Origin of the sequence: Halomonas sp. DP5N14-9 (assembly GCF_019802175.1) — a bacterium.
In the GTDB taxonomy this organism is placed as follows: Bacteria; Pseudomonadota; Gammaproteobacteria; order Pseudomonadales; family Halomonadaceae; genus Halomonas; species Halomonas litopenaei.
This window is the reverse complement of sequence record NZ_JAHVHR010000002.1, coordinates 1-15783: the sequence shown is the minus strand read 5'-3', so window position 1 is coordinate 15783 and position 15783 is coordinate 1. Positions and strand designations below refer to the sequence as shown.

Sequence of the window (15783 nt, the reverse complement as noted above, 5' to 3'; positions counted from 1 at the left end):
ACCATGCAAGCCTTGTTCTACGTCGGTCGCGAGCAGATGGAGATGCGTGGCACCGAGCCCGAGCCGCTCAAGCCGGGGGAGTCGCGGGTGCAGGTGGAGGCCACCGGCATCTGCGGTTCCGACCTGCATGCCTACCATGGCCATGATCCCCGGCGGGTGCCGCCGATGATCCTGGGCCACGAGGTCGCGGGACGGGTGGTCGAGGGTGCCTGGAAGGGCAAGCGGGTCACCATGAACCCGCTGATCGTCTGCGGCCACTGCGAGTACTGCCAGGCCGGGCGCCAGAATCTATGCGAGAACCGCAGCATGATCGGCATGAATCGCCCCGGCAGCTTCGCCGAGACGGTCAACATCGCCGATCACAGCCTGATCGAGCTGCCACAGACGCTCAGCGCCGAGGTCGCCGCCATGACCGAGCCGGTGGCGACCGCAGTGCATGGTATTCACCGCCTGGAGCGGGTGCTCGATCGCCCGCTGGCGGAGTCCCGGGTGCTGGTGATCGGTGCCGGCGCCATCGGCCTGATGACCGCCTTGATCCTGCGCCAGCGCGGGGTGCGCTCGCTGCGTATCGCCGATCTCAACCCGCTGCGCCGGGAGGCGGCGCTCAGGGTCGGGCTCGAGGCCTTCGACCCGCGCGAAGCGCCGCCCCGGGCCGACTCGGTGGAAGCGGTGTTCGACTGTGTGGGGGCCGGCCCCACGCGCAAGATGGCGGTGGCCTCGGCTCGTCCTGGTGGCGCGATCATGCACCTTGGTCTGCAGGACAACGATGGGGTCACCGATACCCGCGCCATCACCTTGAAGGAGCTGAGTTTTCTTGGTGCCTACACCTACAGCTTCGGTGATCTTCGCGCTGCCGTCGCACTGCTCGACGCCGGTGCGCTGGGGGAGCTGTCCTGGGTCGAGAAGCGGCCTCTGGTCGAGGGGCCGGCCGCCTTCGAGGAGCTGGCAAGCGGGCGCAGCGCCGCCGCCAAGGTCATTCTGTATCCGTAAGGGCCGCGTTGGCACGGAGCAGCGCTCTGAACAGGCGATGTCGAGTGGACGCGCTGTGCGTCGCCTGTAGCTTCACCAGCGCTTTTGCCAGCCCTGTCGTCAGCCCTGTCGCCAGCGCTATTCGTCATCCTTTCAGCTATCTTTTCGTCCATCCTGTCGGCAAGGTGGCGCAGATGGTCGACGTTTTTTCTGAGCGAATAGATAGCTGAGTGAGCGCTTGTTCAATCGTGAATGGGCGGTCGACCTCAGGCTGCATTTTCCGTTGTTGTTCGCTGGAGGTTGCCTTCAGGGTGTGATCACGCCGCCAGGCCGGGCACGCCGGGCCTGGGAGGCTCGGAAGGGCATAAGGTTACACCCCGCTTCGTGCCGGTTCTCTTAATGGATTCAGGTGGTTGCTCTCACATTGCAGTGCACAAATTACTGGCGATCCCCTCTTGTGCAGACTAGCCACAAGAGGTAACACTGGTAGGAATGACAACAAGAAACCATAACAAGCAATCGTAATAACGTTGGCCACATGGGAGATCCATCGTGAAGATAGGAGCACCAAGGGAACGGCATAAGGGCGAGGCGCGTGTCGCGCTGACGCCCGAGAGCGCCGGACACATTCAGAAGCTGGGTCACGAGTGCCTGATCGAGACGGGCGCAGGTGAGCTTGCCGGCTTTACCGACGCCGCCTATGAAGAGGCCGGTGTCACTATCGTCGACAGCATGGAGGCGGTGTTCGAGCAGGCCGACGTGGTCGTCAAGGTGCGCGAGCCACAGAAGGAAGAGTCCGACCTGCTGCGCCAGGGCCAGACCCTGATCAGCTTCTTCTGGCCGGCCCAGAACGAGGAGATGCTCGAGACCTGCAAGGACAAGGGTGCCAGCGTCGTCGCCATGGACATGGTGCCGCGGATTTCCCGCGCCCAGAAGATGGATGCGCTGTCCTCCACCGCCAACATCGCCGGCTATCGCGCGGTGATCGAGGCAGGCAACCAGTTCGGGCGCTTCTTCACCGGTCAGGTCACCGCCGCGGGCAAGGTGCCGCCGGCCAAGGTGCTGATCATCGGTGCCGGCGTCGCCGGTCTTGCCGCCATCGGCACCGCCACCAGCCTTGGTGCCGTGGTGCGTGCCTTCGACGTGCGCCCCGAGGTTTCCGAGCAGATCGAGTCCATGGGCGCCGAGTTCCTGTTCCTCGATTTCGAGGACTCCCAGGACGGCTCCGAAAGCGGTGGCTATGCGGCGCCCTCCAGCCCCGAGTTCCGCGAAAAGCAGCTCGAGCTGTTCCGTCAGCAGGCCCCCGAGGTGGATATCGTCATCACCACCGCCCTGATCCCCGGACGCCCGGCTCCCAAGCTGTGGCTCGAGGACATGGTCAAGGCGATGAAGCCTGGCTCTGTGGTGGTCGACCTGGCCGCCGAGAAGGGCGGCAACTGCGACCTGACCAAGCCTGATGAGCGCGTGGTCACCGACAACGGCGTCATCGTGGTCGGCTATACCGACTTCCCGTCGCGCATGGCCACCCAGTCGTCGCTGCTGTACTCGACCAATATCCGTCACATGCTGACCGATCTGACGCCGGAGAAGGACGGCAAGATCGTTCACGACATGGAAGACGACGTGATCCGTGGCGCTACCGTCACCCACCAGGGTGAGGTCACCTTTCCGCCGCCTCCGCCCAAGGTCAAGGCCATCGCCGCGGCCAAGCCGAAGCCCAAGGAGAAGGAGCCGACACCGGAGGAGCGCAAGGCTGCCGAACACGCTGCCTTCATGAAGCAGACCAAGAGCCAGGTCACCATGCTGGCGGTCGGCGGCATCGTCATGGGGCTGCTCGGTCTGGTGGCGCCGGCGTCCTTCATGCAGCACCTTATCGTCTTCGCGCTGGCCTGCTTCGTCGGTTTTCAGGTCATCTGGAACGTCAGTCACTCTCTGCACACGCCGCTGATGGCGGTGACCAATGCGATTTCCGGGATCATCATCCTCGGTGCCGTGCTCCAGGTGGGCTCGGGTAGCTGGTTGGTCGCCTTGCTGGCGGGCATCTCGGTGCTGATCGCTTCCATCAACGTCGTGGGTGGCTTCCTGGTGACACGCCGGATGCTGGCCATGTTCCAGAAGTCCTGAACCGCGGAGAGACGAAATGCTAGGACAACAATTCGTAACCGCCGCGGCGATCGCGGCGAGTGTGCTGTTCATCCTCTCGCTGGGGGGACTGAGCAATCAGGAAAAGGCCAAGCGCGCGGTGTGGTACGGCATCGTCGGTATGGGCCTGGCGGTGTTCTCCGTCATGCTCGGCCCGAACATCGGCAACTACTGGCTGATGATTCCCTTGATGATCGTCGGTGCTGTGGTCGGCACCATGGTGGCGAAGCGGGTCGAGATGACCCAGATGCCGCAGCTGGTGGCGGCGCTGCACTCCTTCGTCGGTCTGGCGGCGGTGTTCGTCGGCTGGAACGCCGAGATGGAACGTGCCCGGGTGCTGGCGCTGAAGGCGGCCGGTGAGTCCCTCGACGGCCTGTCTGCGTTCGCCGCTACGCTGGCCTACAAGACACCTGCCGAGCTGACCTTCCTGCAGGTCGAGGTGGTGCTGGGCGTGTTCATCGGTGCGGTGACCTTCACCGGCTCGGTGATCGCCTTCGGCAAGCTGGCCGGCAAGATCGACGGCAAGCCGAAGAAGTACCCCGGCGGTCATGCCCTGAACGCCGGTGCGGCGATTCTCTCGCTGGTGCTGGCCATCGCCTACCTCAACGGTGCCGGCTTCTGGACCCTGTTGCTGATCGCGCTGCTCGCCTTCTTCATCGGCTGGCACCTGATCCTCGGCATCGGCGGCGCCGACATGCCGGTGGTGGTGTCGATGCTCAACAGCTACTCGGGCTGGGCCGCGGCCGCTATCGGCTTCACCCTGTCCAATGACCTGCTGATCGTCACCGGTGCGCTGGTGGGTTCCTCCGGTGCCATCCTGTCGTACATCATGTGCAAGGCGATGAACCGCAACTTTGTCAGCGTCATCCTCGGTGGCTTCGGCGGTACCCAGGGGCCGGCCCAGGAGATCGAGGGCGAGCAGGTGTCGATCGACGCCGGTGGCGTCAGCAGCGCCCTCAACGACGCCGACAGCGTGATTATCGTGCCGGGTTATGGCATGGCGGTGGCCCAGGCCCAGAACGCGGTCAGCGAACTGGTGCGCAAGCTGCGCTCCGCCGGCAAGGAGGTGCGCTTCGGCATCCACCCGGTGGCAGGTCGTCTGCCGGGTCACATGAACGTGCTGCTGGCCGAGGCCAAGGTACCCTACGATATCGTGCTGGAGATGGACGAGATCAATGATGACTTCGCTTCCACCGACGTGGTCATCATCATCGGCTCCAACGACATCGTGAACCCGGCCGCCCAGGAAGACCCCAACAGCCCCATCGCCGGCATGCCGGTGCTCAAGGTGTGGGAGTCCAAGCAGGTGTTCGTGTGCAAGCGTGGTCAGGGAACCGGCTACTCGGGCATCGAGAACCCTCTGTTCTTCAAGGAGAACACCCGGATGTTCTACGGCGATGCCCGGGCCAGTATCGATTCGCTGATTCCGCTGATCGACTGAACTGCGGGTAGTACAGGGCTCCTCTTTCGAGGGGCCCGACGACGCCCCTCCTTACAGGGGCCCGACGACGCCCCTTTCGAGGGGCGTTGCTCGTTGTGGCACCAGGTCAGTCAAAGTGGCGACGAGATCCCTCGTCGAGACGTCAGATTCGGTACAATCCACCAAGACTCATCGACTGCGGAGCAAGCATGACCGACATGGACACCAGGGTGGCGGTGCTGGGGGGCGGGAGCTTCGGCACCGCGCTGGCCAGCATCGCCGCCGATAACGGCTTCCACGTGCGCCAATGGCTCAGGGACGGCGCGCTGGTGGAAAGCATCAATCGTGATCATCGCAATCCGCGCTATCTGCCCGACTACGCCATCAACCCCAGGGTCGAGGCGTCCACCGAACTTGAGTGGGTGCTCGAGGAGGCCATCCTGGTGCTGGTGGCGATTCCCTCCAAGGCCTTCGCCGAGGTGGTGCGCCAGGCACGTCCCTGGCTCAAGCCCGAGCAGATTCTGGTCAGCACCACCAAGGGTATCCAGGAGGATGGCTTCAAGCTGATGAGCCAGATCCTCGAGGACGAGACGGGGTTTGCCCACGTGGGCGTGCTGTCCGGGCCCAACCTGGCCTCCGAGGTGGCCCAGAAGCAGCTCACCGCCACGGTGATCGCCAGCCACGACGCCGAGACGCGATCCCGCGTGCAGGCGGCGCTGGGCTGTGACTATTTCCGCGTCTACGCCAGCAATGACCGCTACGGGGTCGAGCTTGGCGGTGCGCTCAAGAACATCTACGCCATCGCCGCCGGCATGGCAGCGGCGCTGGGCATGGGCGAGAATACCCGCAGCATGCTGATGACCCGTGCGCTGGCCGAGATGAGCCGCTTCGCCGTATCCCAGGGCGCCAATCCGATGACCTTCCTGGGGCTGGCCGGCGTCGGCGACCTGATCGTGACCTGCTCGTCGGAACTGTCGCGCAACTATCGCGTCGGCTTCGCGATGGGCAAGGGTCAGAGCCTGGACGAGGCGGTGGCGTCTCTCGGCCAGGTGGCCGAAGGGGTCAATACCGTCAAGCTGGTGCGCGACAAGGCCGATGCCGAAGGCGTCTACATGCCGTTGGCGGAAGGGCTCTATCAGGTGTTGTTTCGCGGCGTGCCGGCCCGTGACATGGCCAAGCTGCTGATGCGCGGCGAGCAGAGCAGCGATGTCGAGTTCGTGCTCCCCCGCGAGGACGTCAAGCAGGACCGGCGACAGACGGAGGCCAAGAATGGCGGATAGACTCTGGATCATGCGTCACGGCGAGGCCACTCCGGGCTTTCCCGACGAGGCGCGCAGGCTGACCACCCGCGGCGAGGACGAAGCTCGCGCCATGGGCCGCTGGCTGGCGAGTCGTGACGACATCGACTTGGGCCGGCTCAAGGTGCTGGCCAGTCCCTACGTGCGTGCCCAGCAGACCGCCGCCCTGGTGCTGGAAGCACTGCCGGACGAGGTGAGTCTCGATACCCTGGACATCATCACCCCCGACGATTCCCCCGAGGCCGTGGTGGACTGGCTGACGCTGGAAAGTGACGAGGGCCCGCTGCTGCTGGTCAGCCATATGCCGCTGGTCGCGGCCCTGACCGGGCTGCTGGCGGAGGGCAGGGCAGGGGCGGGGGTGGGCTTTGTCACCGCGGCTATCGCCGAATTGGAGGCCGATGTCAGAGCCGCTGGTTGTGCGCGGCTGGTGGGCATGACCACGCCATCGTCACTTCGCTGACCCTGACCGCAGTGGTTGGCGTGGTGTAAGCGACGTGTCTGCCATATTTCGCACTCGATAGAACGGGCCCGTCACTGGCGGGCTTTCACCTGAAGGGACGCCCATGAGTTTTTTCGTCAACAACCGCATCTTCGTCAATCCGGGCTTTGAGGACGAGTTCGAAGAGCGCTTTCGCCGTCGCGCCGGAGAGATCGACAAGCAGCCGGGCTTTGTCGCCATGCGTGTGCTGAGGCCGCTGGGCAACCAGGCGCCCTACGTGGTGGAGACCCAGTGGGAGAGCCAGGCGGCGTTTCGTGCCTGGGTCGGCAGCGATGACTTCAAGCGTGCCCACGCCAACCCGCTGCCGGCAGAGGCCACCCGCGAGGGCGGCGGTATCGAGCAGTTCGAGGTGGTCGAGGGGACTGAAGCCAAGGGCTGAACTAGATCAGCCCGTTGAGCCGCAGGGCGAAGACACCCACCGTCACGCTGATGCTGGCCACCAGGGTGGTGAGGGCGATGATATTGGCCGTCAGGATCTCATCGCCGCCCATGGCCTTGGCCATGACAAAGGCCGCCGCCGCGGTGGGGCTTGCGAAGAACAGAAACAGCACGCCCAACTCGGCGCCACGAAAGCCAAGCCCCAGCGCCGCCAGGGTGGCCACCAGCGGGATCACCACCATCTTGGCGAGGCTTGCGCTGACGGCGGTGCGATAGCTGGTCTTGAGCGCCCGGGTGGAGATGGTGGCGCCGATGCAGATCAGCGCCAGCGGCAGGGTCAAGGAGGCAAAGTAGTCACCGGTGGTCTCGATCCACTCGGGCAGGCTGACCTGCAGCGCCGCCAGGGGCGTGGCGACCACCACCGCCAGGATCAGCGGATTGGTCAGAATATGGCGGAATATGCTGTTCCAGTCGATGGCCTTGCGCCGGCCGTCCTCGTCCAGTTGGTACGCCGCCAGCACCACCACCGACAGCACGTTGTAGCAGAGGATTACCACCCCCAGCAGCAGACTCCCCAGCGATAGCCCCACCTCGCCGTACATGCCGTGGGCGAGTGCCAGGCCAACCACTCCGCAGTTGCCGCGAAAGGCGCCCTGTACATAGACCCCGCGCTGGTGACGCTTGACCCTAAGCGCAGCGTAGCCCCAGGCGAGAACGAAGCTTGCAATGGTGGCCAGTGCGAAGAAGGCCAGCATCCAGGGGTTCAGGGTGCGTTCCAGATCGGCGCGGATCAGGCTGAGAAAGAGCATGGCCGGCAGGGTGGCGCGAAACACCAGTCGCGACGCCGTATTGACGAAGGCCTGATCGATCCAGCCGAGTCGCTTGAGCGCAATGCCGATAAACACCATGGCAAACACCGGCAGGCTGATGTTGAGCGTCGACAGGAAGACATCGATCAATGACATGGGCGCGCTGTGAAGCCTCTTGATGGTGGCGCCGGGTCGTCCACAAGGGATCAGAGAGGTGCGCCTTGAACTTTGGTCTCAATTTACCATAGCGTCCCTTGTCAGTCCTGAAACAAGTCGCTAACTTGCACTTTGTATGATGTATGACATGACGGGGAATCGAAACCCTCATGTCCGTTCACGACGAAGACAGGAGGACGTTTCGGTGAAATTTTCCCATGCACAGGTCAAGCAGGCGATCAGCGATGGTCTGCTGTCCTTTCCGGTCACGGACTTCGACGCCGAAGGACGTTTCGACGCCGAGAGTTATCGCGCGCGTCTCGAGTGGTTCATCAGTCACGAGATTTCGGCGGTGTTCGTCGCCGGTGGCACCGGCGAGTTCTTCAGCCTGTCGCTGGAAGAATTCCGTGCGATCGTCCGTCTGGCCGTGGAAGTCGTCGATGGCAAGCTGCCGGTGATCGCCAGCGCCGGTCTGAGCGTGGCCACCGGTTCCGAGTTCGCCCGCATCGCCGAGGAAGAGGGCGCCGACGGTATCTTGCTGATGCCGCCTTACCTGACAGAGTGTCCCCAGGACGGCCTGGTGGAATACGCCAGCCGGATCTGTCAGTCCACCAGCGTCAGCGTGATCTACTACAACCGTGGCAACGGCGTGCTCAACGCTCAGTCCGCCAAGCGGCTGGCCGACGCCAACCCCAACCTGGTGGGGCTCAAGGACGGCAAGGGCGACATGCAGGCGCTCAACCGCGTGATCAAGACCGTCGGCGATCGACTGGCTTACGTCGGTGGCGTGCCCACCGCCGAGATCATCGCCGAGGCTTACCTGGCGGTGGGCGTAAACACCTACTCCAGCGCGGTGTTCAACTTCGTGCCGGACATGGCGGTGACCTTCTACAAGGCCCTGCGTGCCGGTGACAGCGATACCGTGCGCAAGATCTCCCGCGAGTTCTTCCTGCCCTTCGTCGCCCTGCGTGACCACAAGGCAGGCTACGCCGTCAGCCTGATCAAGGCCGGCACCGACCTGATCGGCCGTCCGTCCGGCGCGGTGCGTGCCCCGCTGGAAATGCCAAGCGATGATGAGCGCAAGCAGCTCGAGCAGCTGATCGAGCGCGCCCGTTCCTTCTGACCGAGGGCGGTCGCTAGCGCTACGGTGTAGACCGCTCCTCGATCTGGCCCTTCGTCACGATCCTCCCGTATCGAAGGGCACCACTCGTCCAGCCACCAACAACCATTTCAATGAGGTGACTTCATGAGCATGCCAAGACTCTCTCTGCCCCTGACCCTGACCGCTACCGCCCTGGCGACCTCGCTGGCCCTGGGTAGCGCTGCGGCGCTGGCCGCCGACGGGCCCCTGCGCGGTAACATCCGTGTGGTCATCGGCTCCAGTTCCACCGGTGGCGACACCTACCAGAACTCGGCCATCGTGGTGGACCAGCTGTCCGAGGCGCTGGACCTGAACATGAAGGTCGACGCGGTGGGCGTCAGCGCTGCCTATCGCGCCCTGGATCGTGATCCTCGCGGCAACACTCTGATGATCTTCCATGACCAGGCCTACCTGGGGAATCAGTACGGGGTCGAGGGCTACAAGGACCCGTTCGAGAATTACATCATCGGTCCGACCATTGCGATCAATCCGGGCAATGCCTACCTGGTGCCCAAGGACTCGCCCTACCAGACCCTGGACGACATCATCGAAGCGGTCGGCAGTGGTGAGACCGTGCGCGTGGCGATCCAGCCTGGTGGCGTCTCCGAGATTGGCTACACCGCACTCAAGAACGCCATCCGCATCGAGCACCCCGGAATGGAAGACAACCTGGTGGCGGTCAATACCGGCTCCCAGGCCGACAAGAATCAGCTGCTGTTCGATGACCAGGCGGACTTGATCAACGGCTCGGTGCAGGCCAACGAGCAGTACACCCGTCTGCCTGAGGATGACCAGAAGGCCATGCGCTTCGTCTGGCTGACCGCACGCCATGACACCCTGCAGCAGGCCAACGAGGAAGGTCTGGGTCAGACCGACCGCGAGACACTGCTGCAGTTCGTCGAGCCCAACGTCGAGGTGACCATGGGAGAAGGCGAGAACTTCGCCTTCGATAAGGAATTCTTTTTCCTCTACAACAAGGACATGAATCCAGAGATCGTCGAGCAGATCGACGCCACCCTGGAAGAGATCTACGCCGAAGGCGAGATCCAGAAGACCCAGAAGACGTCGTTCTTTATTCCTGACTTCATGCCCTCCGACGAAGCCCAGGCCCACCTGCGCGAGAAGGCCGACCGCTACGCCGACATCATCGACAGCATCAAGTAAGGGACCGCTGCCGGCGGCTTGCCCGCCGGCATCCCTGTTCTTGTCCGTCCACACAACTCGCAAGGCTCTCCCGTCAGGCCTGCCCCGGAGCCGCTATGGAATCCTCACCGTTGAGTGTGTCGATCGACTTCGACAGCTCTCACCTGTTCTTCCCCACGATCATTCACTGGGTACTGGCGTTGCTGTTCGCCCTGATCGTGGTGTTTCGCCTTGTTCCTTTCTTTGCTGCGGTCAAACGCGGCGAGAAAACGTTGCCGATCATCGGCGAGTCCATGGACGGATTTCGTTTCTTCGGCACCCTGGTGCTGATCACCGCCTATTTCGTGCTCATGTCGGTGGTGGGGAACCTGTTCCCCTATACCGGCTACGGCTTTCTGTTCGTGTCCATCGTCTTTCTGTTCTTGATGTCGATGATGTACATGCACACCCGCACCCGCCGCAAGGTGATCACCGCCGCGATCAATGCCGTGGTGGCACCCTCACTGGCCTGGCTGATCTTCGCCAAGCTTTTTTACATCACCTTGCCGTAGGGGAGAGTTGACCCATGGAACTTCTGTCCTACCTCGATATCACCTTCTTCCTGCTGGCCGCGATCGGTGCCCTGATCGGCATCATCTTCGGCGCTATTCCCGGCATGACCGCCACCATGGCGGTGGCCGTGTGTCTGCCGCTGACCTACGCCCTCGGCCTCGAGCATGGCCTGGCACTGCTGCTTGGCCTCTACGTCGGTGGCATCTCCGGCGGTATGGTTCCGGCGGTGCTGCTCAATATTCCCGGCACGCCCTCGTCGATCACCACCACCTTCGACGGCTACCCCATGGCGCAGAAGGGCCAGGGCGAGAAGGCCCTGCGCGTATGCGTCGTGGCGTCGCTGGTGGGTGGACTTGTCAGTGCCCTGGTGCTGTTCTTCTTCGCTCCCTTGCTGGCCGAGTTTTCGATCAAGTTCTCCTATGTGGAGAAGTTTCTGATCATCTTGCTGGCGCTGACGGTCATCGCCTCCATGTCCAGCAACATGTTGATCGGTATCTTCAGCGGTGTACTGGGCATCTGGCTGAGTCTGATCGGCACCTACAGCCTGTCCGACGGCGGTAACGGCAAGACGCGGCTGATGTTCGACTTCATGCAGCCCTATCTGGTGGACGGCTTTGCACTGCTGCCGGTGTTGATCGGGATCTTCGGCGTCTCGACCATCCTGCTGGAGGCAGAGAAGGGTGTGAAGAGCGGTCTGTCCGGCGCCAAGATCGAGATGGGCAAGGGCGGTGGTTTCACCTTCGGCCTGTTCAAGGGCCGCCTGACCAACCTGATGCGCTCGTCTTTCATCGGCACCTTCGTCGGGATGCTGCCGGGGGTCGGCGGCAGCGCCGCCTCGGTGCTTGCCTACACCCAGGAAAAGAACCTGTCGCGGGATTCCAGCCAGATGGGCAAGGGTGCGCCCCAGGGGCTGATTGCTTCCGAGTCGGCCAACAACGCCTTGACCGGTGGCGCCCTGATCCCGCTGTTGTCGCTGGGGATCCCCGGGGACTCCACCACGGCGGTGTTGATCGGTGCCTTCACCCTTCAGGGCATCCAGGTGGGGCCGTTGTTCATCCCGGAAAACCAGGACACCTGGACGGTGATGATGATCGCTCTGGTGTTCGCCAACATCGTGATGTTCTTCCTGATGTTCTACGCCATCAAGTACATCGCCCGGGTGGTGCTGGTGCCCAAGTACGTGCTCTATCCGATCATCGTGATGATGTGCGTGGTCGGCGCCTATGCCATCAACTACGGCATCATGTTCGACGTCTGGACACTGCTGATCTTCGGCATCTTCGGTTACCTGATCGAGAAGATCGGGCTCGAGGTCGCGCCTTTGATCATCGGCTTCATTCTGGGCAGCTCCGCCGAGGTGTACTTCGTCAAGAGCCTGGAATCCTTCGGCACCTTCTCGATCTTCTTTACCAAGAGCCCCATCGCGCTGGTGCTGTGGGGGCTGATCGCCGCGTCCATCGCCTTCTCCATCGTGCTGGGCATCAAGACCCGTGCGCGTCAGAAGATGGAATTGAGTCAGGTGTCTGGCACCACTTCTGGATCGGGAGAACGTCATGACGGCTGAACCCAGGACCAACGAGAGCCGCGTGATCCGCGTCCATCCAGGCGACAATGTCGCCATCGTGGTGGGCCAGGGCGGATTGCCCCGGGGTACCCAACTGGATGATGGCGTGGCGCTGGTGAGCGACATTCCCCAGGGCCACAAGGTGGCCCTGGCGGATATCGCCGAAGGTGAGCGCATCCTGCGCTACAACGAGGTGATCGGCACGGCGCTGTCGGCCATCCCGCGCGGTGGCCACGTCAACGAGAACAACGTCAGGCTGCCGATACCACCGAAGCTCGACGAGCTGCCTCTGGCGACCCGCAAGGCGCCGGTGGTCGAGCCACTCGAGGGCTACACCTTCGAGGGCTTTCGCAACCTTGACGGCAGCGTCGGCACCAGGAATGTGCTCGGCATCACCACCAGCGTGCAGTGCGTGGCCGGTACCGTCGATCACGTGGTGGCGAAGATCAAGCGAGAGCTATTGCCGCGCTTCCCCAACGTCGATGACGTGGTCGGGCTCAACCACAGCTACGGCTGCGGGGTGGCGATCGGCGCGCCGGCGGCGATCGTGCCCATCCGCACGCTCAGGAACCTGGCGCTGAACCCCAACTTCGGTGGCGAGGTCATGGTCATCGGCCTTGGCTGCGAGAAGCTGCAGCCCTCGACTCTTATCGAGGACCGCCCGGTCAAGATTTTTGAGCGCAGCGAGGATGCCGCCACAGGTTCCGCCAACGACGACGCCAACGTGTTGAGTCTGCAGCACGAGTCCTTCGAAGGTTTCGGCGAGATGGTCGACGGCATCATGGCCATGGCCGAGCGCCACCTTGAGCGGCTGAATCGTCGCCGCCGGGAGACCTGTCCGGTGTCGGAGCTGACGGTGGGCATGCAGTGCGGCGGCAGCGACGCCTTTTCTGGGGTAACCGCCAATCCGGCGGTGGGATTTGCCACCGACCTGATCGTGCGTGCCGGCGGCAGCGTGATGTTTTCCGAAGTCACCGAGGTGCGCGACGCCATCCATCTGCTGACGCCTCGAGCGGTAGACGAGGAGGTCGCTCGGGCGCTGATCGAGCAGATGGCCTGGTACGACGACTATCTGGCCCAGGGCCAGGCCGATCGCAGCGCCAATCCGTCGCCGGGCAACAAGAAGGGCGGGCTCAGCAATATTGTCGAGAAGGCGCTCGGCTCGGTGATCAAGTCCGGCAATTCACCTATCGTCGACGTCATAGGCCCCGGCGAGCGCCTGCGCAAGCGCGGGCTGACCTTTGCCGCCACGCCGGCCAGCGACTTTATCTGCGGCACCCTGCAGGCGGCGGCGGGCATGAACCTGCAGGTCTTCACCACCGGGCGCGGTACCCCCTACAACCTGGCGATGACGCCGGTGATCAAGGTTTCCACCAACTCGACCCTGGGACGTCGCTGGCACGATCTGATCGACCTGGACGCGGGGCGCATCGCCACCGGCGAGGCCAGCATCGAGGACATCGGCTGGGAGCTGTTCGAGCTGATTCTCGAGGTGGCAAGCGGCCGTCACCAGGTCGCCGCCGACCGCCTGGGTCTCTACAACGACCTGGTGCTGTTCAACCCGGCGCCGGTCACCTGAGCGCTTCATCATCTTTAACCGAACATCCAAGAGGCAAGACTCCATGTTTCCCAAGATCACCAAGATGAACATCGTGCCGGTGGCCGGCGAAGACGGTTTTCTGCTCAACCTGAGCGGTGGCCATGCCCCCTGGTTCATCCGCTGTGTGCTGGTGCTGGAAGACGAGTCCGGCAATCGCGGCGTCGGCGAGATTCCCTCCAGTGACGGCATCCTCAAGGGGCTTGAGCAGTGTCGTTCGCTGGTCGAGGGCGCACGGGTCAACGAGGTCAAGCAGGTGCTGAGCCAGGCTCGCCAGGCGCTGTCGCAAAACGGCCCGGAGGAGCGCGGTCGGCAGACCTTTGATCTGCGCGTGGCGGTACACGTGGTTACCGCCATCGAGTCGGCACTTTATGACCTGTTCGGCCAGGCGCTGGGCATGCCAGTGGCCGACCTGCTCGGCCAGTACGGACGTCAGCGTGACGAGGTAGAGGCACTGGGCTACCTGTTCTTGCTCGGCGATCCGGACAAGACTGACCTTCCCTATCCCAAGGTCAGCGACCCGATAGACGCCTGGGACGAGGTGCGTTATCGGAAAGCGATGACTCCGGAGGCGGTGGCCAACCTGGCCAAGGCCGCCTACGCGCGCTACGGCTTCAAGGACTTCAAGCTCAAGGGGGGCGTGCTGCGCGGCGAAGAGGAGGCCGATTGCATCCGCGCCCTGCACGAGGCCTTCCCCGAGGCACGTCTGACGCTGGATCCCAACGGCGCCTGGTCGCTGGATGAGGCGGTGCGAGTGCTCGAGCCGATCAAGGACCTGTTGAGCTATGCCGAGGATCCCTGCGGCCAGGAAGGCGGCTACTCCGGTCGCGAGACCATGGCCGAATTTAAGCGTCGTACCGGACTTGCCACCGCCACCAACATGATCGCCACCGACTATCGTCAGCTGAAACTTGCGGTCCAGCTTAACTCCGTGGACATCCCCTTGGCGGACTGCCACTTCTGGACCATGCAGGGGGCCGTGGCGGTGGGCGAGCTGTGCAACGAATGGGGCATGACCTGGGGCTCGCACAGCAACAACCACTTCGACATCTCTCTGGCGATGATGACCCACGTCGCCGCTGCCTGCCCTGGCGAAATCACCGCCATCGATACCCACTGGATCTGGCAGGACGGTCAGCGCATCACCAAGAAACCGTTCAAGATCGAAGGTGGCAAGCTGAAGGTGCCGACCACGCCAGGCCTTGGCGTCGAGCTCGACGACGACAAGCTGATGGAGGCCCATCGGAAGTACCAGGGCCTCGATGTCACCAGCCGCAACGACGCCATGGCCATGCAGTACCTGATCGACGGCTGGGAGTTCGATCCCAAGCGTCCTGCCCTGGTGCGTTAGCCTCGACTCGATGGCTCAGGTGCGAAAGCCCCGGTGAGGACGAAAGCCGACGGCCTTTACCGACGCTCACCCCGTCGAACGTCACACGACAGGAGAAGATTCATGAAATTGGAAGGAAAGCAGCTGATCGGCAGCCAGGCCGTCGAGGCCAAGGGCGAGCCCATCCATGCCGTCAATCCGGCCACCGGGGAGACCCTCGAGCCTGGCTACAAGGCAGGTTCCAAGGCCGAGGTCGAGCGCGCCTGCGAACTGGCCTGGGCGGCCTTCGATAGCTACCGCGAGACCGGCCTCGAGGCCCGCGCGACCTTTCTCGAGACCATCGCCGAGGAGATCGAGGCGCTCGGTGACACCCTGATCGAGCGCGCCATGCAGGAGTCCGGCCTGCCCCAGGCACGTCTTGAGGGTGAGCGTGGCCGTACCTGCGGCCAGCTGCGCCTGTTCGCTTCGGTGGTACGCGCCGGCGAATGGCTCGACGTGCGGCACGATCCGGCCCTGCCGGACCGTGAACCGATGCCGCGGGTCGACCTGCGCCAGCGCCATATCGCGCTGGGTCCGGTGGCGGTGTTCGGCGCCTCCAACTTCCCGCTGGCGTTCTCGGTGGCCGGTGGCGACACCGCCTCCGCCCTGGCCGCCGGCTGTCCGGTGGTGGTCAAGGCCCACTCGGCCCACCCCGGCACCTCCGAGCTGGTCGGCCGCGCGCTGCAGAAGGCGGTGGCCCGCTGTGAACTGCCGGAAGGCGTGTTCTCGCTGCTGTTCGGTTCCGG

Annotated in this window: 14 protein-coding genes; 13 read left to right on the top strand and 1 reads right to left on the bottom strand. The window is 63.7% G+C overall.

Annotated elements, in window-relative coordinates; translation table 11 throughout:
* The first annotated feature begins 3 nt into the window (after window positions 1-3).
* From KUW00_RS01670 to KUW00_RS01645, 6 genes are all read left to right on the top strand, one after another.
* A complete protein-coding gene (locus KUW00_RS01670; protein ID WP_222568103.1) occupies window positions 4-990 on the top strand; it encodes an alcohol dehydrogenase catalytic domain-containing protein in 987 nt (328 codons plus the stop codon).
* A 531-nt stretch (window positions 991-1521) separates the two neighbouring features.
* A complete protein-coding gene (locus tag KUW00_RS01665) occupies window positions 1522-3093 on the top strand; it encodes a Re/Si-specific NAD(P)(+) transhydrogenase subunit alpha (protein ID WP_108131474.1) in 1572 nt (523 codons plus the stop codon).
* A 16-nt stretch (window positions 3094-3109) separates the two neighbouring features.
* A complete protein-coding gene (locus KUW00_RS01660; protein ID WP_045991814.1) occupies window positions 3110-4552 on the top strand; it encodes an NAD(P)(+) transhydrogenase (Re/Si-specific) subunit beta in 1443 nt (480 codons plus the stop codon).
* Between the two features lie 188 nt (window positions 4553-4740).
* A complete protein-coding gene (locus KUW00_RS01655) occupies window positions 4741-5811 on the top strand; it encodes an NAD(P)H-dependent glycerol-3-phosphate dehydrogenase (RefSeq protein WP_045991813.1) in 1071 nt (356 codons plus the stop codon).
* Entirely contained in the window at window positions 5801-6289 is a 489-nt protein-coding gene (gene sixA, locus KUW00_RS01650) for a phosphohistidine phosphatase SixA (RefSeq protein ID WP_222568102.1), read from the top strand. Before KUW00_RS01655 ends, sixA begins: the two co-directional genes overlap by 11 nt.
* A gap of 103 nt (window positions 6290-6392) precedes the next feature.
* A complete protein-coding gene (locus KUW00_RS01645) occupies window positions 6393-6707 on the top strand; it encodes an antibiotic biosynthesis monooxygenase family protein (RefSeq protein ID WP_045991811.1) in 315 nt (104 codons plus the stop codon).
* Window position 6708: 1 nt separating this feature from the next.
* Here the strand turns inward: KUW00_RS01645 and KUW00_RS01640 are convergent, their stop codons facing one another.
* The gene (locus KUW00_RS01640) at window positions 6709-7671 is read right to left on the bottom strand and encodes an AEC family transporter (protein WP_222515523.1); all 963 of its coding nucleotides are present in this window, start codon (window positions 7669-7671) and stop codon (window positions 6709-6711) included.
* Between the two features lie 205 nt (window positions 7672-7876).
* On the opposite strand from KUW00_RS01640, the gene kdgD reads away from it, so the two are divergent.
* The 7 genes from kdgD to KUW00_RS01605 all read left to right on the top strand — a co-directional run.
* The gene (gene kdgD / locus KUW00_RS01635; protein ID WP_045991809.1) at window positions 7877-8794 is read left to right on the top strand and encodes a 5-dehydro-4-deoxyglucarate dehydratase; all 918 of its coding nucleotides are present in this window, start codon (window positions 7877-7879) and stop codon (window positions 8792-8794) included.
* A gap of 123 nt (window positions 8795-8917) precedes the next feature.
* Complete coding sequence (locus tag KUW00_RS01630) at window positions 8918-9976, top strand: ABC transporter substrate-binding protein (protein ID WP_045991808.1); 1059 nt, start codon at window positions 8918-8920, stop codon at window positions 9974-9976.
* Between the two features lie 95 nt (window positions 9977-10071).
* Window positions 10072-10506: a tripartite tricarboxylate transporter TctB family protein gene (locus KUW00_RS01625; RefSeq protein ID WP_222568101.1), complete on the top strand. Its 435-nt coding sequence runs from the start codon at window positions 10072-10074 to the stop codon at window positions 10504-10506.
* Between the two features lie 14 nt (window positions 10507-10520).
* Window positions 10521-12071 carry a tripartite tricarboxylate transporter permease gene (locus KUW00_RS01620; protein WP_222568100.1) on the top strand — a complete coding sequence of 517 codons (1551 nt, stop codon included), beginning with the start codon at window positions 10521-10523 and terminating at the stop codon, window positions 12069-12071.
* Window positions 12061-13650: a galactarate dehydratase gene (gene garD / locus KUW00_RS01615; protein ID WP_222568099.1), complete on the top strand. Its 1590-nt coding sequence runs from the start codon at window positions 12061-12063 to the stop codon at window positions 13648-13650. Before KUW00_RS01620 ends, garD begins: the two co-directional genes overlap by 11 nt.
* 43 nt (window positions 13651-13693) lie before the next feature.
* Window positions 13694-15019, top strand: coding sequence for a glucarate dehydratase family protein (locus tag KUW00_RS01610; RefSeq protein WP_222568098.1), 1326 nt, complete (start codon window positions 13694-13696; stop codon window positions 15017-15019).
* Window positions 15020-15121: 102 nt separating this feature from the next.
* On the top strand, window positions 15122-15783 hold a 662-nt coding region (locus KUW00_RS01605; protein WP_222568097.1), incomplete at its 3' end, for an aldehyde dehydrogenase family protein.